The sequence below is a fragment of the Pseudomonas sp. BIGb0558 genome (genome assembly GCF_024807515.1).
Lineage (GTDB): Bacteria > Pseudomonadota > Gammaproteobacteria > Pseudomonadales > Pseudomonadaceae > Aquipseudomonas > Aquipseudomonas yamanorum_A.
The window spans coordinates 130,329-154,403 of sequence record NZ_JANUEW010000001.1 but is presented as its reverse complement, the minus strand read 5'-3'; the positions used below and the strand labels follow the sequence as shown (position 1 = coordinate 154,403).

Sequence of the window (24,075 nt, the reverse complement as noted above, 5' to 3'; positions counted from 1 at the left end):
ATGAGCATGGGTACGTCGGTGTGAGACGCCGTGACGGCGAGTAAAAGCTTGATGATGCCGCCATCTGGGCGATCTGAGCGTAGCAGCTCATTCAAGCCCGGCCCGTTCACCTGCGGAGTTTCACGGCAATGGCTATCAGCGTTTTCGACCTGTTCAAGATCGGCATTGGGCCTTCGAGTTCTCACACCGTCGGCCCCATGCGCGCCGCGGCGTTGTTCGTTCAAGGACTGCGTGAACGTGATGTGTTGGAACAAGTAACGCGCGTTGAAGTTCAGCTGTACGGCTCATTGTCGGCCACCGGCATCGGTCACGGCAGCGACAACGCCGTGATCATGGGCCTGATGGGCGAGTGGCCGGACGCGATCGATCCGTCGCAGATCGGCATCCGCATCGAGACCCTGCGCGAGACCAACACACTGCTGCTGGACGCACGTTTGCCGGTGCCATTCATCTGGGCGCGGGACATGCGCCTGATCGATGAAAACCTGCCGTTCCATCCCAATGCCATGACCCTGGTGGTGTTCGGTGACAACGGTGAGCTGCACCGCGACACCTACTACTCGGTGGGCGGTGGATTTGTAGTGGATGAAGCCCAGGCCGCCAGCGGAGTGGCAGACATGGACCGCACCGAGCTGCCCTATGATTTTTCCAGTGCGGTGGAATTGCTCCAGCTGTGCAAGACCCACAACCTGCGGGTCGCTGAACTGATGTTGGCGAATGAAAAAACCTGGCGCTCGGAAGAAGAGATCCGCAGCGGCCTGATGAAGCTGTGGCGCGCCATGCAGGATTGCGTAGAGCAGGGCCTCAAGCACGAAGGCATCCTGCCTGGCGGCCTCAATGTGCGGCGCCGTGCCGCCAAGTTGCACCGCAGCTTGCAGGAGCTGGGCAAGCCGAACGTGATCGGCTCGACCTTGAGCGCGATGGAATGGGTCAACCTGTTCGCCCTGGCGGTGAATGAAGAAAACGCCGCCGGCGGGCGCATGGTCACGGCGCCGACCAATGGCGCGGCGGGGATCATCCCGGCGGTGCTGCATTACTTCATGAAGTTCAGCGAAGAGGTGACCGAGGCCAACGTCGTCGACTATTTCCTGGGCGCGGCGGCGGTGGGCATCCTGTGTAAAAAGAACGCGTCGATCTCGGGTGCCGAAGTCGGTTGCCAAGGCGAAGTCGGCTCGGCGTGCGCCATGGCGGCGGCGGGGCTGGCGGAGATCCTTGGGGCTACGCCGGAGCAGTTGTGCAACGCGGCGGAGATCGGCCTGGAACACAACCTCGGCCTGACCTGCGACCCGGTGGGCGGGCTGGTGCAGGTACCGTGCATCGAGCGCAATGCGATTGCCGCGGTGAAGGCGATCAATGCGGCGCAGATGGCGCTGCGGGGTGATGGCCAGCACTTTATCTCCCTGGACCGAGTGATCCGCACCATGCGCGATACCGGGGCGGATATGCATGACAAGTACAAGGAGACATCGCGGGGTGGGTTGGCGGTGAGTGCTGTCGAGTGTTGATCCCGCTTTTATGTGGCGAGGGAGCTTGCTGTGGCGAGGGAGCTTGCTCCCGCTGGGCTGCGTAGCAGCCCCAAAATCTTGGGAGCGCTTCGCACTCCAGCGGGAGCAAGCTCCCTCGCCACAGCAAGCTCCCTCGCCACAGAAGAACGACGCTGCGCATAAAGTGAACACCCGAACCAAAAGCGCCACCTTTTAGCGCGTCGCAATTAGATAAGTAGCTCCCGAACGATTTCCCCTCATGACCACCTGTCACCCGTGCGTGTGGTGACAGACTTTTCCTACGTCGTTTCTCTCCCTTCCCACAAGTGATACCGAACTGCTCACACACCTTGAGCCTGCGTTCTCTCCTGCCTTTTTCGGGTCATATCCCCCACTCCATGCGCGGGCTTATATAGACACGTCATGAGGTCGTTTTCAGGAGTTATTGAATGTGCATTCAACTTTAGGCATGGCATTTGCTCTATCAATTCCAAAGCCTCTCTCCTGACCGGGATGAGCGCAATAACAAGAGCCTCGCCTGAGGCCATCACCCGCTTTGTGTGAGGAGATACCGCGATGACGTCGTTCAACTCCGGGGCTCAACCCCAGAACCGTGCGCCTCAATCCATCGGCTTTTTGCTGCTGGACAATTTCACGCTGATTTCCCTGGCCTCCGCAGTCGAACCCCTGCGCATGGCCAACCAACTCTCCGGCCGCGAGCTGTATCGCTGGACGACGTTGAGTGTGGACGGAAACCAGGTGTGGGCCAGCGACGGTCTGCAAATCACCCCCGATGCTTCCATGCACAAAGCCCCGGCCCTGGACACTGTGATTGTCTGCGGCGGCGTGGGTATCCAGCGCACTGTGACCCGTGAACATGTGTCGTGGCTGCAAAGCCAGGCGCGCCAGTCCCGTCGCCTCGGCGCGGTGTGCACCGGCAGCTGGGCCCTGGCCTGCGCCGGCTTGCTGGACGGTTTTGATTGCAGCGTGCACTGGGAATGCCTGGCGTCGATGCAGGAAGCCTTCCCGCGGGTGGCGATGAGCACACGCCTGTTCACCCTCGACCGCAACCGCTTCACCAGTTCGGGCGGCACCGCGCCGCTGGACATGATGCTGCACCTGATCAGCCGCGACCACGGCCGTGAATTGTCGGCGGCGATCTCCGAGATGTTTGTGTACGAGCGCATCCGCAACGAACAGGATCACCAGCGTGTGCCGCTCAAGCACATGCTTGGCACCAACCAGCCGAAACTGCAGGAAATCGTCGCGCTGATGGAGGCCAACCTGGAAGAGCCGATCGACCTCGATGAACTGGCGGTGTACGTCGCGGTTTCCCGGCGTCAGCTGGAGCGGCTGTTCCAGAAATACCTGCACTGTTCGCCGTCGCGCTACTACCTGAAGCTGCGCCTGATCCGTGCACGGCAGCTGCTCAAGCAAACGCCGATGTCGATCATCGAAGTGGCGTCGGTGTGCGGGTTTGTCTCCACGCCGCACTTCTCCAAGTGCTACCGCGAATACTTCGGCATTCCGCCACGGGATGAGCGCGTGGGTTCCAATACCACGCAGCAGGTTGCGATGATGCCGATTCCCCAGGCGCTGGTGTTGTCACCGTTGTCCGGGCCGTTGTCGGCGTTGAGTCAGGCGCGCAATGAGTCGACTTTCGCGAGCGTAAGGCTCTAGACCGAGGCGCCTGCATCGCAGGCAAGCCAGCTCCCACATTTGACCGAGTTGTTGCTTAAAACACCGATCAATGTGGGAGCCGGGCTTGCCCGCGATAGCGATCTGTCAGGCGCCAGAGTTCTGCCTGAACTGCACCAAGGCCGGCAACAACTGCTTGTCGATCGCCTGCCTCACCGCCGGCAAAATCGTCGCACTGCCGGTGTACATCTGCTCAACCATACCCTTGAGCGCCTTGGCCCGGGCCGCGCTCAAGCCGCGCACCGCACATTCACAAGCCTGCTCGGCGGTCGCGCCGCTGGACACCTCGAAACCCAACGACCGCAGCTGGCCCAGCAGGTCATCCTGGTCAATCAAATCCGCGTGCATCATGACGTTTATCCTTGTTAGGGGAGCGGGAGACTGAGGTCGATTCTGGTAGGCCGCCACCGAGTCGGCAAGGCCTGAATGCGCGAATGTCCGGCACACCTATGAACAGGTCGTTTTCGGCTAACTCGAAGGGGAAGGGAGTGTGCACACTGGAACCCAGCAAGCAGCTTGAAGGTTTGGTCACCCTCGGGATGCGCAGCTCACACAAAGCACTCTGCCCCGATCCAGTCACGGCTTGATCGGGGCTTTTTTTGGCTGGGATTTGTGGGGTTGCAACTGGCCTCATCGCAGGCAAGCCAGCTCCTACAGTTTGATTTGTGAACACCTTCAAATGTGGGAGCTGGCTTGCCTGCGATGGCGGTCTATCTTTGCAACACCAATATCCGGGACAACAACTCATCCCGGTCGATATAGCAGCCCTGGAAATGCCGCGCCCCGGACGCCGGATCAAACGCATTGCGCGCATGCAGCGTGCGGCGATTATCGAAGCACCACAGCTCGCCCGGATTCAGGCGTTTGACCAACCGAAAACGCTCCTCCCGAGTCATCGCAATAAACCGGCGATACGCGCGATACAACAACGGCATCTGCGCGACTGGCGCCTCAAACGGCCCGCGCAAAAAGTTGGCCATGCGAATCTCGGCGACCTCACCCAACGCATCCAGCGCAATGATCGGCGCCAGCCGACGATAGTCGCTGTGGCGGTCCTTGTTGCGAAACTCCACGGGTATCTCGCACAGCGCACGAAAGGCCTCCGGGTCTTCATCCCGCAGCGCCCGGACAATCGCAAAACCATCGACAAAAATACTCTCGCCACCGTCGGCGTCGTTCACCAGGCAATGCAGGAATTGCAGCCCCGGTTGCAGCTCGCGCGTTGGCAAATCACTGTGCAGCGGCAGGTTGAAAGCGGTGTAGGCGTTGCTGTCGGCATCGGCCTTGGATTGCACGTTGAACAACACGCCGAAGTTGCTCTCGCGGATAAATGAAATGCGCTTGGCAATCAGCGCCAGCGAGCCGGGTTCGGTGGGCACGCCGCGTACTTGCGTAAGGCCGCTGTCACGCAGGGCCAGCAGCCATTGCAGCAGGGCTTTCGGGCCTTCCATCAGCGCCGCGTAGTCGAATACGGGCAGCTCAAACGTACGGTCCCAGAGCCGGGATTTCGGCTTGGCAGCCCGGCGTTCAGCGCGGGATTCATCGTCATAGGCATGCGCCCGCAGCCACCCGGGATCGTATTGGCTGCGATGCCCGCCGCTCCATTCCACCGTCAGCAGACCCTGCTCGATTCGCGCACCGAGCGCCGTGAGGTTTTCGTCCACGTCGACGATTTCCAGCACCTGTTCACGGGTCACGCTGTAGACGCAGAGGGGGCAAGGGCAGTTGTCCCGCAGCCACTGGTGATGGAACGGGCTGACCCGCCCATCGGCCCATTCCACGCTGAGGTGATCACTGTGCACCTGCACAGCGGCCAGGTTGCTGATCAGCGGGTAAGTACGGAAGTCGGCAACAGCGGCGGCGGTTTGCATGGCGATTCCTTATTTTTGGGGTGGCAGTCCAATCACGCGGCCGAGCAGGGGGGGCCTGGGCAGGTCGATCTGTTCGGCGCTGATGCTGGCGAGCTTGCCCAGCACCGCCTCGCTGAACGGCGCGGAATGCGGGCCGGCGAGGTCGACGTGGAGCAGCATTTGCTCGTTGCCGGCCAGCTCCTTTTCGTCGCCCACCCGATGCAGGCTGTGATAGAGGTGCAGGCGCTTGCGGTCGTGGGCGATCAGTTGGGTGTGCACCTCGACGTCGGCGCCCTGCTTCACTTCGTGCAGGTAGTTGAGGTGCAGTTCCAGGGTGAACAGCGAGTGGCCGCTGGCTTCGCGGTTTTCGCTGTCCAGGCCGAGGGTGTCCATCAGGGCATCGGTGGCGTAGCTGAAGATCAGCAGGTAGAACGCATCACGCAGGTGGCCGTTGTAGTCGACCCACTCGGGGAGGATTTTGGTGGTGTAGGTGGTCAATGCGGCCATGGTTCGGTTCCCGGTAGGTACTCGGTCAAAATGTAAGAGCTGGCTTGCCTGCGATGGCGGCAGTGAATCCAACATCGCTATCGCAGGCAAGCCAGCTCCCACAGAGAATCAAAAGCTGTTATTCAGCGAAGGTCATACCGTGTTTTTCCTTGGTGGTCTTCACTGCCTCCAGCACCGCCAGCAGGCAATCATCACGATAGCGCTCCAGCGCCGAAATGCTGTGTTTGCCCAATTGATCGCTGGTGCCGTCCACCACGTCGTCAATCAACTTGTCGGTCAATTCCGGTGCCGGCAAATAGGTCCATGGCAACTGCAAGGCCGGGCCAAACTGTGCCATGAAGTGGCGCATCCCGGCATCACCGCCCGCCAAGGTGTACGTCAGGAATGTGCCCATGAATGACCAGCGCAACCCAGCGCCGAAGCGAATCGCATCATCGATCTCACCGGTGGTTGCCACGCCGTCGTTGACCAGGTGCAACGCTTCACGCCACAAGGCTTCCAGCAGTCGGTCGGCGATAAAACCAGGCACTTCCTTGCGCACGTGCAACGGACGCATGCCGAGGGATTCATACACCTTGATCGCTGCCTGAATCGCTTCCGGCGCGGTGTTCTTTCCGCCGACCACTTCCACCAATGGCAACAAGTAAACCGGGTTGAACGGGTGACCCACCACGCAACGTTCCGGGTGCGTGGAGCCTTCATAAAACTCGCTCGGCAACAGGCCCGAGGTGCTCGAACCGATCAGTGCGTTTGGCTTGGCCGCGGCGCTGATCTTGCTGTGCAATTCCAGCTTCAGCTCCAGGCGTTCCGGTGCGCTTTCCTGAATGAAGTCGGCGTCTTTCACGCACTCTTCAATGGTGGCGACAAAGCGCAGGCGGTCTTGGGAGGCACCGGGTGCCAGGCCCTGTTTTTCCAGAGCGCCCCAGGCGTTGGCGACACGCTTGCGCAGGGCCGCTTCGGCGCCGGGGGCCGGGTCCCAGGCGACTACATCCAGCCCGTGGGCGAGGGCGCGAGACACCCAGCCGCTGCCGATAACGCCACTGCCGAGGGCGGCAAAGGTTTTGATTTCGGTGATAAAGCTCATGGCAAATTCCTAAAGAGTTCGGTGATCAATGTGGGAGCTGGCTTGCCTGCGATAGCGGTGTGTCAGCAGCTGTATTCGGTGCAGGTGTACCGCGATCGCGGGCAAGCCCGCTCCCACAAGGTTCGGTGGTGTTCGGGACAGTCAGCCGCGTTTGGTCAAGCCCATCTTCACGCGGCCTTCGGCCGGGGTCATGACCCGTGCACCAAGGCGGCTGAGGATTTCGCTGGCGCGTTCCACCAGTTGGCCGTTGGTGGCCAGTACGCCCTTGTCCAGCCACAGGTTGTCTTCCAGGCCGACCCGTACGTTGCCGCCCAGCAGCACCGCTTGCGCCGCCATCGGCATCTGCATGCGACCAATCCCGAAGCCGGCCCATACCGCGTCTGCCGGCAGGTTGTCGACCATGGCTTTCATGGTGGTGGTGTCGGCCGGCGCGCCCCACGGGATGCCCAGGCACAGCTGGAACAGCGGGTTGTCGAGCAAGCCTTCCTTGATCATCTGCTTGGCGAACCACAGGTGACCGGTGTCGAAAATTTCCAGCTCGGCCTTGACGCCCAGCTCCTGGATTCGCTTGGCGCCCGCCCGCAGCTGGGCCGGGGTGGAGACGTAAATGGTGTCGCCATCACCGAAGTTCAGGGTGCCGCAATCGAGGGTGCAGATTTCCGGCAGCAGCTCTTCCACGTGGGCCAGGCGGGTCAGCGGGCCGACGAGGTCGGTGTTGGGGCCGAACTCCATGGGGTTCTCGCCGCCGCCGATTTCCAGGTCGCCGCCCATGCCGGCGGTGAGGTTGACGATGATGTCGACGTCCGCCTCACGGATGCGCTCCATCACTTCGCGGTACAGCGCCACGTCGCGGCTGAACTTGCCGGTTTCGGGGTCACGTACGTGGCAATGCACCACGGTGGCACCGGCCTTGGCGGCTTCCACCGCAGCGGCAGCGATTTGTTTGGGAGTGACCGGCACGTGTGGGCTTCTGGCGGTCGTGTCGCCAGCACCGGTGAGTGCGCAGGTGATGATGACGTCGTGGTTCATGAGGCAGGTTCCTTACAGGCGTGGTGGTGCCGTTCGCGGTCGAAAGTGACCGCGAAACGGTGATTCAAAAAACGGTTATTTGCTGGTCAATTGCAGATTGGCGGCGGCCGGCTTGCCGTCGAAGGTGGTCACGCCTTCCAGCCAGCGTTGCTGGTCTTGCGGGTGGTCCTTGAGCCATTGCTTGGCCGACTCGAAAGCGTCCTTGTGATCCAGCAGCGGCTGCATCATTCGGCTCTCGTCGGCGGCGGTGAAGGTCAGGTTGCTCAGCAGCTTGTGCACGTTGGGGCATTGCTCGGCGTAGGTCGGCGAAGTGACGGACCACACGGTGGCCATGCCTTCGTTCGGGCCCAGGGCATCATCGCTGCCGGTGAGGTAAGTCATGGCCACGTTGACGTTCATCGGGTGCGGCGCCCAGCCGAAGAACACCACGGCTTCCTTGCGGCGCACGGCGCGGTCGACAGCGGCGAGCATGCCGGCCTCGCTGGACTCCACCAATTGGAACTTGCCGAGGCCGAACTGATTCTTGGCGATCATCGCCTTGATCTGGGTGTTGGCGCCCGAGCCTGGTTCAATCCCGTAGATCTTGCCGCCCAGTTCCTTCTCGAACCTGGCGATGTCGGCGAAGGTTTTCAGGCCCTTGTCCGCCAGGTAAGTCGGCACCGCCAGGGTCGCGCGGGCGTCTTCCAGGGACGGCTTGTCGAGCACCTTGACCTGCTTGGCGTCGACAAACGGGGTGATGGTCTGGGTCATCAGCGGGTTCCAGTAGCCCAGGAACATGTCCAGGCGCTGGTCGCGGATCCCGGCAAAGATGATTTGCTGGGACGCGCTGGTCTGTTTGGTCTTGTAGCCGAGGCCGTCGAGCAATACCTGGGTCATGGCGCTGGTGGCGATTACGTCGGTCCAGTTCACCACGCCCATGCGCACGTTCTGGCAAGAAGCCGCATCGGCTGCCATGACGTTGGTGCTCAAAATGGCGCTGGCGCTGAGTGCGAGCACGCAGCGGCTGATCAGTCGGTTCATGGTGGTTCCCTCGGCAGGTTGTTATTGTGGGTTCCGGCGTCTTTGTGCGCCGTGCAGCCAAGTTACGCAGCTTGGAGCCCGATAAAACGCACGGCGGCGACCCACTCTTGCACTGCAGCGACCTGCCCCCTTGAATGACCGATTGAACTGGCGTATCACAGTGACACGCTGCCCGTCCTACGAGAGCGCTCCATGTCCCAGGATTTCTACTTTCTGCTGATGCCGGGTTTCTCCGCCATCGGCTTTATCTCGGCGATCGAACCGCTGCGGGTTGCCAACCGCTTTCGTGGTGAGTTGTACCGCTGGCATGTGTTGAGCGCCGACGGCGGCGCGGTGCTGGCGAGCAATGGCATGTCGGTCAACGCCGACGCCGCGCTGGAACCGTTGAAGAAAGGCGCCACGTTATTGGTGGTGGCCGGCTTCGAACCGCTGAAGTTCGCCACGCCCGCACTGGAACACTGGCTGCGCCGCCTCGACCACGACGGCGTGACCCTCGGCGCCATCGACACCGGCGCCTGCGTCCTCGCTGAAGCCGGCCTGCTCGACGGCCACCGCCTGACCCTGCACTGGGAAGCCATCGACGCCTTCAAGGAATCTTATCCACAGCTGACGGTGACCCAGGAGCTGTTCGAAATCGACCGTCGGCGCATCACCTCGGCGGGCGGCACGGCTTCCATCGACCTGATGCTCGACCTGATCAGCCAGGCCCACGGGGCGGAGTTGGCGATCCAGGTGTCCGAACAGTTTGTGCTCGGCCGCATCCGCCCGCGCAAAGACCACCAACGCATGCAGATCGCCACGCGCTACGGCATCAACAACAAGAAGCTGGTGCAGGTGATCGGCGAGATGGAACAGCACACCGAACCGCCACTGAGCACGCTGGCGCTGGCGGAGACGATCAAGGTGACGCGGCGGCAGTTGGAGCGCTTGTTTCGGCTGCACCTGAACGACACGCCGAGCAATTTCTACCTGGGGTTGCGCCTGGAGAAGGCCCGGCAGTTGTTGCGCCAGAGCGACCTGAGCGTGCTGGAGGTGAGCATTGCGTGCGGGTTTGAATCGCCGTCGTATTTCACCCGCAGTTACCGGGCAAGGTTTGCCAGGTGCCCAAGGGAGGATCGGCGCCGGGAGGCGGTGTAAGCACCGCTCTTGAGAACAACAAAGATCAAATGTGGGAGCTGGCTTGCCTGCGATAGCGGTGTTTCAGTGCCTGATGTACTGGCTGATACACCGCTATCGCAGGCAAGCCAGCTCCCACAGTGGATTTGCGGTGTGGCTTATTTCTTCACCAGTGCCGAGCAGGCCGCTTTAAACGCCTCATGCTGATACTTGTTCAACGTCGCAGGCAGACCAAAGTCGTGCTTCTTGTTCTGCGCATTGATGGTCTGCGGCGACAACAGCGTCACCTCCACACCCTCCAGCAACTGAAACACCCCTTCAATCTTGAACGTGGTCGGCCCACCGGCGAATTCGCCTTTCTTGCTGCGCTTCTTGATGGCGATCCGAGTGATCGAATTTTCCCGCACAAACGCACTCACCTGAGCGGCGAAGGCTTTGACGTTGGCCGCCTCATCGTCGTCTTCAAGGGCGATTTTCTTGGTGGCCAGGGCAACGTGGCTCAGTGCCTGGCCGTCCAGCGAGGCGACGGCGATGATGGCTTCACTGCCTTTGATTTCGATGCCGCAGATAGTCATGGAGTCGCCTTGGAAAAGTGGAGAAGGCGCGAATGGTATCAGGCTCGACGCGGTTGGCGCGCTCCGGCCATCAGGCTCAGGCACGCTGCCGCCAGGGCTGATGCCGTCACCAGAGCACCCACCAGCGGCGTGATTTCCAGGCTGCTCTTGGCGATTACCACACCGCCCAGCGCCGCGCCCAAGGCTACGCCCAGGTGCATCGCCGAGGTATTGATCCCCACATTGGCCTCCCCGGACTCTGGCGCGGTGTGCAGCAAGTAGTTCTGGACCACGGGCGAGATGGTCCAGCTCAACGCCATCCACAACGCGTACAGCGCCAGGAAACTCGCCAGCGACCCTGTGGCCCATGGCAGCAGCGCCATGACCAGGGTGAACAGCGCCGGGATCAACACCAGCGCGCGCTTGAACCCCAGCCGGTCCGACAGCCAGCCGCCGCAATAACCACCGCAGATGGCTGCGATGCCGAAGAATACATAGAGATAGCTCAAGGACACGCCATGGATGCCCATGGTCTGTTGCACGTAGGGCGCGAGGTACGCGAACAGCACAAAATGCCCGGTCAACAACAGCACCGACACCAGTTGCGCCAACAGCAGCTTGGGAATCGCCAGTTGGCGACAGTAATCACGCAGTGAGGTGGGCGGGCGGCTGGCGAACGTCGGCAGGCTCAGGCGCAACAGTGCGGCAATCACCACCGCCAGCAGTGCCAGCAGCAGGAACGGCGCACGCCAGCTCAGCGACTCACTTACGGCAATACCCAGCGGAACCCCCAGCACCAGCGAACCGCTGATGCCCATGAACACAATACCGATCGCCCGGCCACGCAAGCGCACATCCACCAGCGACGCCGAGAGGGTCGAGGCCAGCACCACCACCAACGCACAACTGGCCGCGCTGATGATGCGACAGACCAGCAGCATCCAGTAATTCACCGCCAGCCCGGAGCCGAGGTTGCCCACCGCAAACGTCAGCAATGCGGCAATCAGCAAGGTGCGCCGTTCAATGCGCGAGGTCAGCGACAGCAGGGGTGCGGCGCACAGGGCAAAGGTCAGGGAAAACACCGCCGTCAGTTGCCCGGCAGCGCTCAGGGTGACACCCATCTCCCGGGATAACAGCGGCAGAATCCCGCCCACCAGGTTTTCATCGATACCGGCGACGAAGGCGGCGAGGGCGAGGAGGTAGATGCGTGGGTTCATGGGGCGGCATTGGTAGAAATGGGCGCTGATCATGGCGGTCAATGTGATTGACTGGCAAGTCAACAAAATTGTTCGGGGCCGGGCCGGAAGGTAAAGGTTCAGAAAATTAATTATATATAAAAGATAAAATATTGTCCTTTAAAGGCAATATTTTGCCATTAAAGATATCCCATTACCCATTATAGATTTGTTCTTTTTATCGCTGCTACACTTGCTCACACTCCACCGGAAGTCGAACCATGGCCCTTATTCATATCCTTTACGCCCCTGGTGAAATCGCCCTGCAGATCGCTGGCAACGCCAAAGCGCTTCGGTTGAGTAAAAACCTTTCTCGACGTGCGCTGGCGACCAAATCCGGGGTGCCCGAGTCCACGATCAAGCGTTTCGAGACAACCGGCAAGGTTTCCCTGGACGCGCTGTTATTGATCGCGATGAGCCTGGGCGTCGGCGAGCAAATGGCGCAACTGTTCAGCGCGCCAGCACCGGTCAGCCTTCAAGAACTGAAAAATCACACCAGGCTTCGAGGTCGTCAATGAAACCGGTCACCGCGCTCCACGTCATGTTGCAAGGTTCCCGGGTGGGTGAGTTGGTCGATATCCCCCGTAAAGGCCTGTATTTCTCCTATGACCCGAGCTGGCTGTTGAAGGGTTTCAACCTGGCGCCCCTGCACATGGAGTTTTCATCGAGGCCCCAGCTGGCTGCGGACACCACGCTGTTCAATGGGCTGCATGGCGCCTTCAGCGACTCCCTGCCCGATGGTTGGGGGTTGCTGCTGATGGATCGTTTCTTTCGCCGCTCAATGGCGATTGAGCGGCATGCATTGGGACCTTTGGACCGATTGGCCTACATGGGCGACCGGGGCATGGGAGCATTGGAATACGTGCCTATGTTCGAGAACGATCCCGGTCAGGCGGCCCTGGATCTGGCCTCTCTCTACCAGGCTTCCCAAGACGTTCTGTCGGGTGAAACCTGCGAAGTGATTGAATCGTTGCGTTTCGCCGGTGGTTCCCCCGGCGGTGCCCGTCCCAAGGCGGTCATCGGGCTGTCGCCTGACAAGTCCCGGGCCATTTCTTCATTTGGTGAGATGCCGGATGAATACGAACACTGGTTGATCAAATTCCGCAGCCAGGACGAGCATCGCGACAGCGGAGCGATCGAGCAGGTATACGCAATCACGGCTCGTAGTGCCGGCGTCGAAATTTCCGCTTCGGACTTGTTAGAGGTCCGGACACCGACAGGCATTGAGCGCTTCTTTGCCACTCGCCGTTTTGACCGTGACGGCGCCACCCGGCGGCATATGCTGACAGCCGCTGCGATTCTGTACGCAGACTTCCGCATGCCCAGCTTGGATTATGGCGACCTGTTGCGCCTCACGTTCGCGGTTACCAAGGATGCCAGCCAGGTACAGAAAATGGCGCGGCTGATGGTGTTCAACGCGCTTGCCCACAACCGGGACGATCACGCTAAAAACTTCTCGTTCTTTGGCGCAACCAGTGGCTGGCAGATGGCGCCAGCGTATGACCTGACATTTTCCAGCACCAGTGGTCGCGGCAATGAGCACACCACGGCGTTTGCAGGCGCCGGCTACCCGACACGCAAGGTGATCACCGAAGTCTGCAAGCCATTCAGCTTTCTGGAGCCTGAGCTTTACATCGAGCAGACCCTGGACGCGTTATCGCAATGGAATCAGCACTGTGCCGACTTCAAGGTCGATAAGGACCAGCGGGAAAGTGTGCTGCTGACGCTTAACTCGGTGTGGAAAGACTTCTAACGCTTATTCCTGCCCAATCGACTCCAAAAACTCCGACCGTTCATCACTCATCCGCGCCAAACAATCATTCTGCTGGATCGCATATTCCTTGCTTCCCGCCACCGCCGGGAAGGTGTCCACGGCGCAATCCGCATCCCGTAACTTTTCCCACTTCTGCTGGGCATCCTTCAGACGAGCGGTAATGTCTGCCAGCTGCGTCTTGTTGCTGCCATAGGTCGAACCCATGCGTTCCAGCAGCCCCTGGTAGTTATCCTTGAGCAGTTGTTCGGCGGTGGTTTTGTTGTAGGTGGCGCATTCCAGGGTTTGTTTGTCGTTCTCGATGCCATCGCAGGGCGTGTTGTCAGTGTCTTCCGCCGCGTGTACGCCGGTTGCGATGAGTGCCAAAGCCAGGAAAATCGATTTCATTGCGCCGTCTCATATCAGTTGATCAGCAAATTCTGGCTCAAGCGTAAGACAAAGAACAGACACCCGTCAGAGATGTCATGTTGGCCTTTGTCGCGGATTGACGCTTTCGGCAATTCCCTTGTCGTTTTTGCACCCGGCTCCTTCTGCCCCGGGGCATATGCTGGCCCCAAAGCGCCGGCAGACGATTCGGCGCATGAATCGCCAATAAGGGGACGCCTGATGAGCCCAGCCGAATTGCACGCCGACAGCATCGTTATCGACGGGCTGATCATTGCCAAGTGGAACCGCGACCTGTTCGAAGACATGCGCAAGGGTGGCCTCACTGCCGCCAACTGCACTGTGTCGGTATGGGAAGGGTTCCAGGCCACCATTAACAACATCGTGGCCAGCCAGACCCTGATCCGCGAGAACAGCGACCTGGTGATCCCGGTGAAAACCACCGCCGATATCCGTCGCGCCAAGGAACAGGGCAAGACCGGCATCATCTTCGGCTTCCAGAACGCCCACGCGTTTGAAGACCAGCTCGGCTACGTCGAGATCTTCAAGCAGCTCGGGGTGGGCGTGGTGCAGATGTGCTACAACACCCAGAACCTGGTGGGCACCGGCTGCTACGAGCGCGACGGCGGCCTGTCGGGTTTCGGTCGCGAGATCGTCGCCGAGATGAACCGCGTCGGCATCATGTGCGACCTGTCCCACGTGGGCTCCAAAACCTCTGAGGAAGTCATCCTCGAATCGAAAAAGCCGGTGTGCTACTCGCACTGCCTGCCGTCGGGCCTCAAAGAGCACCCGCGCAACAAGTCCGATGAAGAGCTGAAGTTCATCGCCGACCACGGCGGCTTTGTGGGCGTGACCATGTTCGCGCCGTTCCTCGCCAAGGGCATCGATTCGACCATCGACGACTACGCCGAAGCCATCGAATACACCATGAACATCGTGGGCGAAGACGCCATCGGCATCGGCACCGACTTCACCCAGGGCCATGGCCAGGATTTCTTCGAAATGCTGACCCACGACAAGGGCTACGCCCGCCGCCTGACCAGCTTCGGCAAGATCATCAACCCGCTGGGCATCCGCACCGTGGGCGAGTTCCCCAACCTCACCGAGACCCTGCTCAAGCGCGGCCATCCTGAGCGTGTGGTGCGCAAGATCATGGGCGAGAACTGGGTCAACGTCCTGAAGGACGTCTGGGGCGAATAAGCCACCGTACTTTTTCCCCCGACCGTCCGCGTCGGGGGCATTACCAAGCATTTTCCGGAGTTAAGTTTCCATGGCCAAGATCGCCCCTCAATTGCCTATCGAAGTCGACAGCGAAACCGGTGTCTGGACCTCCGACGCCCTGCCGATGCTGTACGTGCCGCGCCATTTCTTCGTCAACAACCACATGGGTATCGAAGAAGTCCTGGGGGCCGACGCCTACGCCGAAATCCTCTACAAGGCCGGCTATAAATCCGCCTGGCACTGGTGTGAAAAAGAAGCTGAATGCCACGGCCTGGAAGGCGTCGCAGTGTTCGAGCACTACATGAAGCGCCTGTCGCAGCGCGGCTGGGGCCTGTTCAAGATCCAGGACATCGACCTCGACAAAGGCACCGCCAGCGTCAAGCTCGAACACTCGGCATTCGTCTACGTGTACGGCAAGGTCGGGCGCAAGGTCGACTACATGTTCACTGGCTGGTTTGCCGGCGCGATGGACCAGATCCTCGAAGCCCGCGGCAGCAAGGTCCGCACCGTTGCGCAGCAAGTCTATGGCGGCTCCGAAGAGGGCCACGACGACGGCCTGTTCACCGTCAAGCCGTTGTAAGTCGAGGAACCTGCCATGGCTTTCGAAGCAATGTTTGCGCCGATCCAGATCGGCAAACTGACCATCCGCAACCGCGTGCTCAGTACCGCCCACGCCGAGGTGTATGCCACCGACGGCGGGATGACCACCGACCGCTATGTGAAGTACTACGAAGAGAAAGCCAAGGGCGGCATCGGCCTGGCGATCTGTGGCGGTTCCTCGGTGGTCGCCATCGACAGCCCCCAGGAATGGTGGAGCTCGGTGAACCTGTCCACCGACCGCATCATCCCGCACTTCCAGAACCTGGCCGACGCCATGCACAAGCATGGCGCCAAGATCATGATTCAGATTACCCACATGGGCCGTCGCTCGCGTTGGGATGGCTTTAACTGGCCGACCCTGATGTCGCCGTCCGGCGTGCGTGAGCCGGTGCACCGTGCCACCTGCAAGACCATCGAGCCGGAAGAGATCTGGCGTGTGATCGGCAACTACGCCAGCGCCGCCAAGCGCGCCAAGGCGGGTGGCCTGGACGGTGTGGAACTGTCTGCCGTGCACCAGCACATGATCGACCAGTTCTGGAGCCCGCGGGTCAACAAGCGGACCGACGAGTGGGGTGGCACCTTCGAAGGCCGCATGAAGTTCGGCCTGGAAGTGTTGAAAGCGGTGCGCGCCGAAGTCGGTGACGACTTCTGCGTGGGCATGCGCCTGTGCGGCGACGAGTTCCATCCGGACGGCCTGTCCCATGAGGACATGAAGCAGATCGCCAAGTACTACGACGACACCGGCATGCTCGATTTCATCGGCGTCGTCGGCTCGGGCTGCGACACCCATAACACCCTGGCCAACGTTATCCCCAACATGAGTTATCCACCGGAGCCGTTCCTGCACCTGGCGGCCGGTATCAAGGAAGTGGTCAAGGTTCCGGTGCTGCACGCGCAGAACATCAAGGACCCGAACCAGGCCACGCGCATCCTCGAAGGCGGCTATGTGGACATGGTCGGCATGACCCGTGCGCACATCGCCGACCCGCACTTGATCGCCAAGATCAAGATGGGCCAGATCGACCAGATCAAACAGTGTGTCGGCGCCAACTATTGCATCGACCGCCAGTACCAGGGCCTGGATGTGCTGTGCATCCAGAACGCCGCGACCTCCCGTGAATACATGGGCGTGCCGCATATCATCGAGAAGTCCACCGGGCCGAAACGCAAGGTGGTGGTGGTCGGTGCCGGCCCTGCGGGGATGGAAGCCGCGCGCGTTGCCGCCGAACGTGGCCACGACGTGACCCTGTTGGAGAAAAAAGAGTTTATCGGCGGGCAAATCACCACCGCCTCCAAAGCCCCGCAACGCGACCAGATCGCCGGGATCACGCGCTGGTTCCAGCTGGAGCTGGCGCGCTTGAAAGTCGACCTGCGCCTGGGCGTGGCCGCTGATGCCGAGACCATCCTGGACCTGCGTCCGGACGTGGTGGTGCTGGCGGTGGGCGGGCATCCGAACGTGGAGCAGAACGAACACTGGGGCGCGGCCGAAGGGCTGATCGTCAGTAGCTGGGACGTGCTCGACGGCAAAGTCGCGCCGGGCAAGAACGTGCTGGTGTACGACACCATCTGCGAGTTCACCGGCATGTCGGTGGCGGATTTCCTTGCGGACAAAGGCAGCCAGGTCGAGATCGTCACCGACGACATCAAGCCGGGCGTGGCCATCGGCGGTACATCGTTCCCGACCTACTACCGCAGCATGTATCCGAAAGAAGTGATCATGACCGGCGACATGATGCTGGAAAAGGTCTACCGCGAGGGCGACAAGCTGGTGGCGGTGCTGGAGAACGAATACACCGGCGCCAAAGAGGAGCGGGTGGTGGACCAGGTGGTGGTCGAAAACGGCGTGCGTCCGGACGAAGCCATCTACTACGGGCTCAAGGAGGGTTCGCGCAACAAGGGCCAGATCGACGTTGAAGCCCTGTTCGCGATCAAGCCGCAGCCGTGCCTGAGCGAGCCGGGTGAAGGGTATTTGCTGTTCCGCATCGGTGACTGCGTGGCCCAGCGTAATACCCACGCCGCCATCTATGACGCCCTGCGCCTGTGCAAGGATTTCTGATCCGACACTGAACTCATGTGGAAATTGATCAATGTGGGAGCCGGCTTTTCTGTGGGAGCCGGGCTTGCCCGCGATGCAGGCGACTCGGTCTTCAGTGAAACCGAGTTGATGCCATCGCAGGCAAGCCAGCTCCCACACTGATTCGGTTTCCATGCAGGACCAGTGTGGTCTGTGGAGCTTCACCATGTTGAACACCTTGCTTCCTGTTCTTTTGTTTGCCGCACTGGGCCTCGCCGTCCTCGGCGCCCTGCGCCGGGTGAACATGTGGCGCCGTGGTCGTGCTTCCAAAGTCGACCTGCTTGGCGGCCTGTTGGCCATGCCCAAGCGCTACATGGTCGACCTGCACCACGTGGTCGCCCGCGACAAATACATCGCCAACACCCACGTCGCCACCGCCCTGGGCTTTGTGCTCTCGGCGCTGCTGGCGATCCTGGTGCACGGTTTCGGCCTGCATAACCGCATCCTCGGCTACGCGTTGCTGCTGGCCTCGGTGCTGATGTTTGTCGGCGCCACCTTCGTCTACCTGCGCCGGCGCAACCCACCTGCGCGCCTGTCGAAAGGCCCATGGATGCGCCTGCCGAAAAGCCTGATGGCGTTCTCGGTAAGCTTCTTCCTGGTGACGTTGCCGGTGGCCGGGATCCTGCCTGCCGACTTCGGCGGCTGGCTGCTCGCCGCGCTGCTGAGCCTGGGCGTGTTGTGGGGCGTGTCGGAAATGTTCTTCGGCATGACCTGGGGCGGCCCGATGAAACACGCCTTCGCCGGTGCCTTGCACCTGGCCTGGCATCGCCGCGCCGAGCGCTTCGGCGGTGGCCGTTCCACCGGTTTGAAACCGCTGGATCTGGCCGATAAAACCGCGCCCCTGGGCGTGGAAAAACCGCTGGATTTCACCTGGAACCAGCTGCTTGGCTTCGACGCCTGCGTGCAGTGCGGCAAGTGCGAAGCCGCGTGCCCGGCGTTCGCCGCCGGCCAGCCGCTGAACCCGAAAAAACTCATCCAGGACATGGTGGTCGGCCTGGCCGGTGGCACCGACGCCAAGTTCGCGGGCAGCCCTTATCCGGGCAAAGCCATCGGCGAACACGGTGGCAATCCGCATCAGCCGATCGTCAACGGTCTGGTGGATGCTGAAACCCTGTGGTCGTGCACCACCTGCCGCGCCTGCGTGGAAGAGTGCCCGATGATGATCGAGCACGTGGACGCCATCGTCGACATGCGCCGCCACCTCACCCTGGAAAAAGGCGCGACCCCGAACAAGGGCGCCGAAGTCCTGGAAAACCTGATCGCCACCGACAACCCGGGCGGTTTCGCGCCGGGCGGGCGGATGAACTGGGCGGCGGACTTGAACCTGCCGTTGCTCAGCGACCGGAAAACCGTCGACGTGCTGTTCTGGGTCGGCGACGGCGCGTTCGACATGCGCAACCAGCGCACTCTGCGCTCGTTCGTCAAAGTGCTGAAAGCCGCCAAGGTCGACTTCGCGGTACTGGGCCTTGAAGAGCGCGACAGCGGCGACGTGGCCCGGCGTCTTGGCGATGAAGCCACCTTCCAGCTGCTGGCCGCGCGCAATATCCAGACCCTGGCCAGGTACAGCTTCAAGCGCATCGTCACCTGCGACCCCCACAGTTTCCACGTGCTGAAAAACGAATACGGCGCCTTCGACGGCAACTACCTCGTGCAGCACCACAGCACTTACATGGCCGAGCTGATTGACGCCGGCGCCTTGAACCTGGGCCAGCACAAAGGCAACAGCGTGACCTATCACGACCCGTGCTACCTGGGCCGCTACAACGGCGAGTACGAGGCACCGCGCCAAGTGCTGCGGGCGCTGGGAATCGAGGTCAAGGAAATGCAGCGCTCCGGCTTCCGCTCCCGCTGCTGCGGTGGCGGTGGCGGCGCGCCGATTACCGATATTCCCGGCAAGCAGCGGATTCCCGACATGCGCATGGAAGACATCCGCGAGACCGGCGCCGAGCTGGTGGCCGTAGGTTGTCCACAGTGCACGGCGATGCTTGAGGGCGTTGTAGAACCGCGCCCACTGATCAAGGACATCGCCGAGCTGGTGGCCGATGCCTTGCTTGAAGACGCCGCCCCGGCCAAGACCCCGAAACGCGAACCTGCGCAGGTGCATATATGAGCGACATTATCCGCCGCGACCCACGGGCTGAATGGATCGCGCGTAACCGCCTGCACCCGCTGCACGCGGCGATGCAGCCGGTGCAACACAGCTGGATGGGGCCTAACGGCGTCATCCGCAAGAACGTGCACGGTGTCGGTTTTATCGGCCCCAACGGCCTCAAGCGTATCGACCGCAGCGGCGCCCAGCAGGGCGGCGCGGCCAAGCGTTCGGCGGCGGTGGAAGTGCAGTTGCCGTTGCATCAGGTGGCAGCCCCGGCGTTCTACATCAACGTGGTGCCGGACATGGTCGGCGGCCGCCTGAGCAGCCACGACCGCGACCTGCTGGGCCTGGCCCGGCAACTGGCCGGCGACGACGGTGCGGTGCTGGCCGTGGTGTTCGGCGAGCACAAGGAAAACGCCTTTGCCACCGCCGGTGTCGACCGGCTGCTGGTGCTGGACGGTCATGAGTTCGACGGTTATTCACCGGAGCAACGGGTCCATGGCCTGCGGGCTGTGGATAACCAGTTCAACCCGCGCCACTGGTTGCTGCCCGACAGCCGCAACGGCGGTGGTGAGTTGGGCCGGCGCTTTGCCGCCAGCCTCAAGGAACGCCCGGCCACGCGGGTCTGGCAGATCAAGGGCCAGGAATGTATTGGCCGCGCCGGTGCCGGCCAGGAAGACCTGGCCAGGCCTTTGCCTCGGATGATCCTGGCAGCGGCGGAATGCGCCGATCCTGTCAGCGAGACCCGTCACGAAGTGCTGCCGGTAGAGTTATCCACAAGCCTGGCCCGCAGCTTGCCGCGTATTGAAGATTTGGGCGCGGTGGCCGTCGACCCGGCGGCGATTCCCATGGCCGAAGCGGAGTTTATTTTCTCTGGCGGCAACGGGGTCAAGGACTGGGCGCTGTTCCACCAGACCGCCGCCGCGCTGGGCGCCACCGAAGGCGCCTCGCGGGTGGCGGTGGACGACGGCTTCATGGCCCGTGACCGCCAGGTGGGTGCCAGCGGCACCTGGGTCACCGCCCGGGTTTACGTGGCGGTGGGGATTTCCGGGGCGATCCAGCACCTGCAAGGCATTGGTGCCTGCGACAAGGTGGTGGCGATCAACCTCGACCCGGGCTGCGACATGATCAAGCGTGCCGACCTGTCGGTGATCGGCGAAAGCGCCGCGATACTGCAAGCCTTGATCGTTGCGGTCGAGGCCTACCGCAATGGCGCCAAGCGCGATGCGGCTTAAGGAAATGGCCATGACCACGAATGTAATCAGCCTGGTGTCCATCGGCGCCCACCCGACGTCCGGCCGCCCACGGCGCGCCGAGCAAGATGCCCGTGCGGTAGAACTGGGCCTGCAACTGGCTGGGGATAACCTGCAAGTGCTGCACGCCGGCGACATCGGCGAACCGACCCTGCGCGCCTACCTGGGCATGGGGTTGGCGCAGATGCATGTACTTGAGCAACCGGCCGGGGCGGACGCCTTGCCGGTGCTCAGCGACTATCTGCGGGACGCGGGCGCCCAAGTGGTGCTCACCGGCAGCCAGGCGGAAACCGGTGAAGGCTCGGGCATGTTGCCGTTCCTGCTGGCCGAGCAATTGGGCTGGCCACTGATTGTCGGCCTGGCCCAGGTGGAATCTATTGAGGGCGGCGTGGCTCATGTGCTGCAAGCGCTGCCTCGGGGCCAGCGGCGGCGCCTGAAGGTGCGCCTGCCGTTTCTGGCGACGGTGGATAACGCGGCGCCCAAGCCCCGGCAAAGCGCCTACGGCCCGGCTCAGCGCGGGGTGCTGGAGGCGCATGATGTTGAGGTGTTGGAGGATGAGTTATTCACAGGTGCTGTGTTGCAGCCAGCCAAGCCACGGCCCAAGCGCCTCAAGGTAATCAAGGCCAAGAGCGGTGCGGACAGGATGAAGGCGGCCACGGCCAAGGCCAGTGGTGGTGGGCAGGTGCTCAAGGGTGTCAGCCCGCAAGACGGTGCCCAGGCCATCCTTAAATTGCTTATAGAAGAAGGTGTCGTTCGCTGACCCCTTGTAGGAGCGAGCTTGCTCGCGAAGAGCCTGAGACCTCCGCGTTAAACCTGACACGCTGCGTTATCGTTGACGTTTTTCGCGAGCAAGTTCGCTCCTACAGGAGATTTGTGGGTTTACCCACAATCCCTGTTAACCCACCTGTGGATAACCTGTTCGCCGCTGTCCACACCCCATGCAAATCAAGCCCTGCAGCCCTCTGTACGAAAAACAACCAACCTAACTGCCGGTTTTTCCTTGGGTTTTTCTGTGGATAAGGAAAATGCCCGGCGCACACTTGCCCCCAAAGTCTGTTGGTGCTTCTGTGGATAAGATGTTCGCTATCCGCTGTATGCCTTATAAAACGTGGCCTGTAGTTGTTTGATCAAAATATGATCAATATCGTCTTTTTCGCTGGTTTTCCCTCTCAAACCCGCGATTTCACTCATTCACAGGCGGTTTTCCACAGATAGGCCAAAGTTGCCCCCAAAGTCTGTTGGCGCTTCTGTGGATAAGGTGTTTGCGTTCCTCTGTAGCCCATACAGAACGTGGCTTTCAGGCTTTAGATCAAAAAATGATCAATGCGGGATAAAACCCGGACGTTTGAATAAGTCACGGATTTTCTTGATTTTATTTCGATAGGAAAGCGCAGTTGCCCACAATTGCTGTGGGTGCCTTTGTGGATAAGTTGTTGGGCAATGGCTGGAGGGCAGGGCGGCACTGGTCTGTCAGGGTGTTGGATGAATTATGTACAGCCACAAACTATTGTGGGAGCCGGGCTTGCCCGCGATGACGGAGTAACAGCCAACAGAAGGGTTGAATGTTAAATCGCTATCGCGGGCAAGCCCGGCTCCCACATTTTGATCAGCCGCGTGTCAGCGGTTTACTCATGTACGGCCACGCCTTTCAGGTAAGGCGCCGGCGCCGCCCCCAGGTTGCTCAGCATCCGCTCGCTGTACCAGTCCACAAAGTTCACCACGCCAAACTCATAGGTCTTGGAGTACGGCCCCGGCTGGTAGGCGGTGGAGTTGATGCCGCGCTGGTTCTCTTCGGCCAGGCGACGGTCCTGGTCGTTGGTGGCGTCCCACACTTTGCGCATGCGCTCCACGTCGTAGTCCACGCCTTCCACGGCGTCCTTGTGCACGATCCACTTGGTGGTGACCATGGTTTCCTGGGCGCTGATCGGCCACACGGTGAACACGATGATGTGGTCGCCCATGCAGTGGTTCCACGAGTGCGGCAGGTGCAGGATGCGCATCGAGCCCAGGTCCGGGTTCTTGATGCGACCCATCAGCTTGTTGCAGCCCTGCTTGCCGTCGAGGGTCATCGACACGGTGCCCTTGAGCAGCGGCATGCGCACGATGCGGTTACGCAGGCCGAAGCTGGCGTGGGCGTAAGGGATCTTCTCGGCGTCCCAGGCAGCGGCAGAGGCGGCCACATGGTCCTTGAAGGCCTGGTCGGCCCGTGGGTCGGTGACGTCGTCCCATTCCAGCAGGGTTTTCAACAGTTCCGGGTGCGACGCGTTGCAGTGGTAGCACTCGCGGTTGTTTTCCAGCACCAGCTTCCAGTTGGCTTTTTCGAACAAGGTGGTCTGGATCGCCACCTTGGTGTTTTCCATGTCGTAGGGTTCCATGTAGTGGCTCAGCGTCGACAGGAAGTCGTCGATGGCCGGCGGAGTCGAAGACAGGCTGATGAAGATATAGCCACCGGCGGTCTTCACGTTTACAGGCTTGAGGCCGTACTGCTTCATGTCGAAGTCGGCGCCCATCTCGGTGCCGGCGAACAGCAGGCGGCCGTCCAGCTCGTACGTCCACTGGTGGTAATGGCACACCAGCTTGGCGACCTTGCCCTTGTCGCTGGTGCACAAGCGCGAACCGCGATGGCGGCACACGTTATGGAACGCATGCACCACGCCGTCGGCGCCGCGGATCACGATGATCGGGTTTTTGCCCACCTGCAGGGTGATGTAGTTGCCTTTGGCTGGGATCTCGCAGGTCATGCCGGCGATCAACCACTCTTTCTGGAAAATTTCCTGCATGTCGATATCGAACAGCCGCTCATCAGAGTAAAACGGCTGCGGCAGCGAAAAGGTGCGCTCGCGCTCTTGCAGCATTTGCGCGGTGGCCTTGCGTGCGGGTTCCAGCGGATCGCCCAAGCTTAAGGTTGCGGTGACGTCCATCGTGTGTGTCCTCATGGCCATTCTGTGTGGCCGGCGAATAGTGGCTACGGTTGGTGCTGTGCAAGGCGTAAAGAAAGCGTCTTTATGTGAAGCGAGTGTGGGGCCGGCGCAGGCCGGAACCTTATCCATGAGCGACATGGCCCACTCTGTTCCCGACGCGCAACCCCCGTGGTATGGGGGCT

At 61.3% G+C, this 24,075-nt stretch carries 21 protein-coding genes; 11 read left to right on the top strand and 10 right to left on the bottom strand.

Translation table 11 applies throughout. The annotated features are described in order from the left end of the window. Positions 1-128: 128 nt before the first annotated feature. Together M2400_RS00695 and M2400_RS00690 are read left to right on the top strand one after the other, a co-directional pair. Positions 129-1,505 carry an L-serine ammonia-lyase gene (locus M2400_RS00695; protein ID WP_177043171.1) on the top strand — a complete coding sequence of 459 codons (1,377 nt, stop codon included), beginning with the start codon at positions 129-131 and terminating at the stop codon, positions 1,503-1,505. A gap of 555 nt (positions 1,506-2,060) precedes the next feature. Next, positions 2,061-3,164 carry a GlxA family transcriptional regulator gene (locus M2400_RS00690; RefSeq protein WP_003216915.1) on the top strand — a complete coding sequence of 368 codons (1,104 nt, stop codon included), beginning with the start codon at positions 2,061-2,063 and terminating at the stop codon, positions 3,162-3,164. A 105-nt stretch (positions 3,165-3,269) separates the two neighbouring features. Here M2400_RS00690 and M2400_RS00685 read toward each other — a convergent pair whose 3' ends face one another. The 6 genes from M2400_RS00685 to M2400_RS00660 all read right to left on the bottom strand — a co-directional run bounded on the left by M2400_RS00685 (position 3,270) and on the right by M2400_RS00660 (position 8,672). Continuing rightward, on the bottom strand, positions 3,270-3,533 hold the full coding sequence (locus M2400_RS00685) for a hypothetical protein (RefSeq protein WP_003216918.1): 264 nt from the start codon (positions 3,531-3,533) through the stop codon (positions 3,270-3,272). 359 nt (positions 3,534-3,892) lie between these two features. Continuing rightward, a complete protein-coding gene (locus M2400_RS00680; protein ID WP_259195617.1) occupies positions 3,893-5,053 on the bottom strand; it encodes a gamma-butyrobetaine dioxygenase in 1,161 nt (386 codons plus the stop codon). 9 nt (positions 5,054-5,062) lie between these two features. Continuing rightward, on the bottom strand, positions 5,063-5,539 hold the full coding sequence (locus tag M2400_RS00675; protein ID WP_259195618.1) for a thioesterase family protein: 477 nt from the start codon (positions 5,537-5,539) through the stop codon (positions 5,063-5,065). A 118-nt stretch (positions 5,540-5,657) separates the two neighbouring features. Further along, a complete protein-coding gene (locus M2400_RS00670) occupies positions 5,658-6,623 on the bottom strand; it encodes an L-carnitine dehydrogenase (protein ID WP_017476440.1) in 966 nt (321 codons plus the stop codon). A gap of 141 nt (positions 6,624-6,764) precedes the next feature. Continuing rightward, a complete protein-coding gene (locus M2400_RS00665) occupies positions 6,765-7,652 on the bottom strand; it encodes a 3-keto-5-aminohexanoate cleavage protein (RefSeq protein ID WP_003216924.1) in 888 nt (295 codons plus the stop codon). Positions 7,653-7,727: 75 nt separating this feature from the next. Then, positions 7,728-8,672, bottom strand: a complete 945-nt coding sequence (locus M2400_RS00660) for a choline ABC transporter substrate-binding protein (protein ID WP_219406239.1) — start codon at positions 8,670-8,672, stop codon at positions 7,728-7,730. A gap of 192 nt (positions 8,673-8,864) precedes the next feature. On the opposite strand from M2400_RS00660, the gene M2400_RS00655 reads away from it, so the two are divergent. Next, the gene (locus tag M2400_RS00655; protein ID WP_259195620.1) at positions 8,865-9,809 is read left to right on the top strand and encodes a GlxA family transcriptional regulator; all 945 of its coding nucleotides are present in this window, start codon (positions 8,865-8,867) and stop codon (positions 9,807-9,809) included. Positions 9,810-9,946: 137 nt separating this feature from the next. Here M2400_RS00655 and M2400_RS00650 read toward each other — a convergent pair whose 3' ends face one another. Continuing rightward, positions 9,947-10,363, bottom strand: coding sequence for a DUF3010 family protein (locus tag M2400_RS00650; RefSeq protein WP_177112537.1), 417 nt, complete (start codon positions 10,361-10,363; stop codon positions 9,947-9,949). 38 nt (positions 10,364-10,401) lie between these two features. Then, positions 10,402-11,592, bottom strand: a complete 1,191-nt coding sequence (locus tag M2400_RS00645) for an MFS transporter (protein WP_259195621.1) — start codon at positions 11,590-11,592, stop codon at positions 10,402-10,404. A 206-nt stretch (positions 11,593-11,798) separates the two neighbouring features. Here M2400_RS00645 and M2400_RS00640 point away from each other — a divergent pair, with 206 nt between their 5' ends. Then, a complete protein-coding gene (locus tag M2400_RS00640) occupies positions 11,799-12,095 on the top strand; it encodes a helix-turn-helix transcriptional regulator (protein ID WP_259195622.1) in 297 nt (98 codons plus the stop codon). Further along, complete coding sequence (locus M2400_RS00635; protein ID WP_259195624.1) at positions 12,092-13,330, top strand: type II toxin-antitoxin system HipA family toxin; 1,239 nt, start codon at positions 12,092-12,094, stop codon at positions 13,328-13,330. Before M2400_RS00640 ends, M2400_RS00635 begins: the two co-directional genes overlap by 4 nt. Positions 13,331-13,333: 3 nt before the next feature. On the opposite strand, the gene M2400_RS00630 is transcribed toward M2400_RS00635, so the two are convergent. Further along, positions 13,334-13,735 carry a lysozyme inhibitor LprI family protein gene (locus M2400_RS00630; RefSeq protein WP_010167522.1) on the bottom strand — a complete coding sequence of 134 codons (402 nt, stop codon included), beginning with the start codon at positions 13,733-13,735 and terminating at the stop codon, positions 13,334-13,336. Between the two features lie 219 nt (positions 13,736-13,954). On the opposite strand from M2400_RS00630, the gene M2400_RS00625 reads away from it, so the two are divergent. From M2400_RS00625 to M2400_RS00600, 6 genes are all read left to right on the top strand, one after another. Further along, the gene (locus tag M2400_RS00625; RefSeq protein ID WP_005792153.1) at positions 13,955-14,932 is read left to right on the top strand and encodes a dipeptidase; all 978 of its coding nucleotides are present in this window, start codon (positions 13,955-13,957) and stop codon (positions 14,930-14,932) included. 70 nt (positions 14,933-15,002) lie between these two features. After that, a complete protein-coding gene (locus M2400_RS00620; protein WP_177043181.1) occupies positions 15,003-15,533 on the top strand; it encodes a DUF5943 domain-containing protein in 531 nt (176 codons plus the stop codon). A gap of 15 nt (positions 15,534-15,548) precedes the next feature. Then, a complete protein-coding gene (gene dgcA, locus M2400_RS00615) occupies positions 15,549-17,609 on the top strand; it encodes a dimethylglycine demethylation protein DgcA (protein ID WP_177043182.1) in 2,061 nt (686 codons plus the stop codon). Positions 17,610-17,793: 184 nt separating this feature from the next. Next, positions 17,794-19,737, top strand: a complete 1,944-nt coding sequence (dgcB, locus tag M2400_RS00610) for a dimethylglycine demethylation protein DgcB (RefSeq protein WP_259195625.1) — start codon at positions 17,794-17,796, stop codon at positions 19,735-19,737. Continuing rightward, positions 19,734-20,954, top strand: coding sequence for an electron transfer flavoprotein subunit alpha/FixB family protein (locus tag M2400_RS00605; protein WP_259195626.1), 1,221 nt, complete (start codon positions 19,734-19,736; stop codon positions 20,952-20,954). The genes dgcB and M2400_RS00605 overlap by 4 nt, the downstream gene beginning before the upstream one ends. 10 nt (positions 20,955-20,964) lie before the next feature. Then, on the top strand, positions 20,965-21,732 hold the full coding sequence (locus tag M2400_RS00600) for an electron transfer flavoprotein subunit beta (RefSeq protein WP_259195627.1): 768 nt from the start codon (positions 20,965-20,967) through the stop codon (positions 21,730-21,732). Positions 21,733-22,597: 865 nt separating this feature from the next. Here M2400_RS00600 and gbcA read toward each other — a convergent pair. Continuing rightward, positions 22,598-23,893: a glycine-betaine demethylase subunit GbcA gene (gbcA, locus tag M2400_RS00595; RefSeq protein ID WP_177027994.1), complete on the bottom strand. Its 1,296-nt coding sequence runs from the start codon at positions 23,891-23,893 to the stop codon at positions 22,598-22,600. Positions 23,894-24,075: the final 182 nt, after the last annotated feature.

Bases quoted from the DNA above. Each gene is read 5' to 3' on its own strand.
- M2400_RS00695 (WP_177043171.1), top strand. From the start codon at position 129: ATGGCTATCAGCGTTTTCGACCTGTTCAAGATCGGCATTGGGCCTTCG.
- M2400_RS00690 (WP_003216915.1), top strand. From the start codon at position 2,061: ATGACGTCGTTCAACTCCGGGGCTCAACCCCAGAACCGTGCGCCTCAA.
- M2400_RS00685 (WP_003216918.1), bottom strand. From the start codon at position 3,533: ATGATGCACGCGGATTTGATTGACCAGGATGACCTGCTGGGCCAGCTG.
- M2400_RS00680 (WP_259195617.1), bottom strand. From the start codon at position 5,053: ATGCAAACCGCCGCCGCTGTTGCCGACTTCCGTACTTACCCGCTGATC.
- M2400_RS00675 (WP_259195618.1), bottom strand. From the start codon at position 5,539: ATGGCCGCATTGACCACCTACACCACCAAAATCCTCCCCGAGTGGGTC.
- M2400_RS00670 (WP_017476440.1), bottom strand. From the start codon at position 6,623: ATGAGCTTTATCACCGAAATCAAAACCTTTGCCGCCCTCGGCAGTGGC.
- M2400_RS00665 (WP_003216924.1), bottom strand. From the start codon at position 7,652: ATGAACCACGACGTCATCATCACCTGCGCACTCACCGGTGCTGGCGAC.
- M2400_RS00660 (WP_219406239.1), bottom strand. From the start codon at position 8,672: ATGAACCGACTGATCAGCCGCTGCGTGCTCGCACTCAGCGCCAGCGCC.
- M2400_RS00655 (WP_259195620.1), top strand. From the start codon at position 8,865: ATGTCCCAGGATTTCTACTTTCTGCTGATGCCGGGTTTCTCCGCCATC.
- M2400_RS00650 (WP_177112537.1), bottom strand. From the start codon at position 10,363: ATGACTATCTGCGGCATCGAAATCAAAGGCAGTGAAGCCATCATCGCC.
- M2400_RS00645 (WP_259195621.1), bottom strand. From the start codon at position 11,592: ATGATCAGCGCCCATTTCTACCAATGCCGCCCCATGAACCCACGCATC.
- M2400_RS00640 (WP_259195622.1), top strand. From the start codon at position 11,799: ATGGCCCTTATTCATATCCTTTACGCCCCTGGTGAAATCGCCCTGCAG.
- M2400_RS00635 (WP_259195624.1), top strand. From the start codon at position 12,092: ATGAAACCGGTCACCGCGCTCCACGTCATGTTGCAAGGTTCCCGGGTG.
- M2400_RS00630 (WP_010167522.1), bottom strand. From the start codon at position 13,735: ATGAAATCGATTTTCCTGGCTTTGGCACTCATCGCAACCGGCGTACAC.
- M2400_RS00625 (WP_005792153.1), top strand. From the start codon at position 13,955: ATGAGCCCAGCCGAATTGCACGCCGACAGCATCGTTATCGACGGGCTG.
- M2400_RS00620 (WP_177043181.1), top strand. From the start codon at position 15,003: ATGGCCAAGATCGCCCCTCAATTGCCTATCGAAGTCGACAGCGAAACC.
- dgcA (WP_177043182.1), top strand. From the start codon at position 15,549: ATGGCTTTCGAAGCAATGTTTGCGCCGATCCAGATCGGCAAACTGACC.
- dgcB (WP_259195625.1), top strand. From the start codon at position 17,794: ATGTTGAACACCTTGCTTCCTGTTCTTTTGTTTGCCGCACTGGGCCTC.
- M2400_RS00605 (WP_259195626.1), top strand. From the start codon at position 19,734: ATGAGCGACATTATCCGCCGCGACCCACGGGCTGAATGGATCGCGCGT.
- M2400_RS00600 (WP_259195627.1), top strand. From the start codon at position 20,965: ATGACCACGAATGTAATCAGCCTGGTGTCCATCGGCGCCCACCCGACG.
- gbcA (WP_177027994.1), bottom strand. From the start codon at position 23,893: ATGGACGTCACCGCAACCTTAAGCTTGGGCGATCCGCTGGAACCCGCA.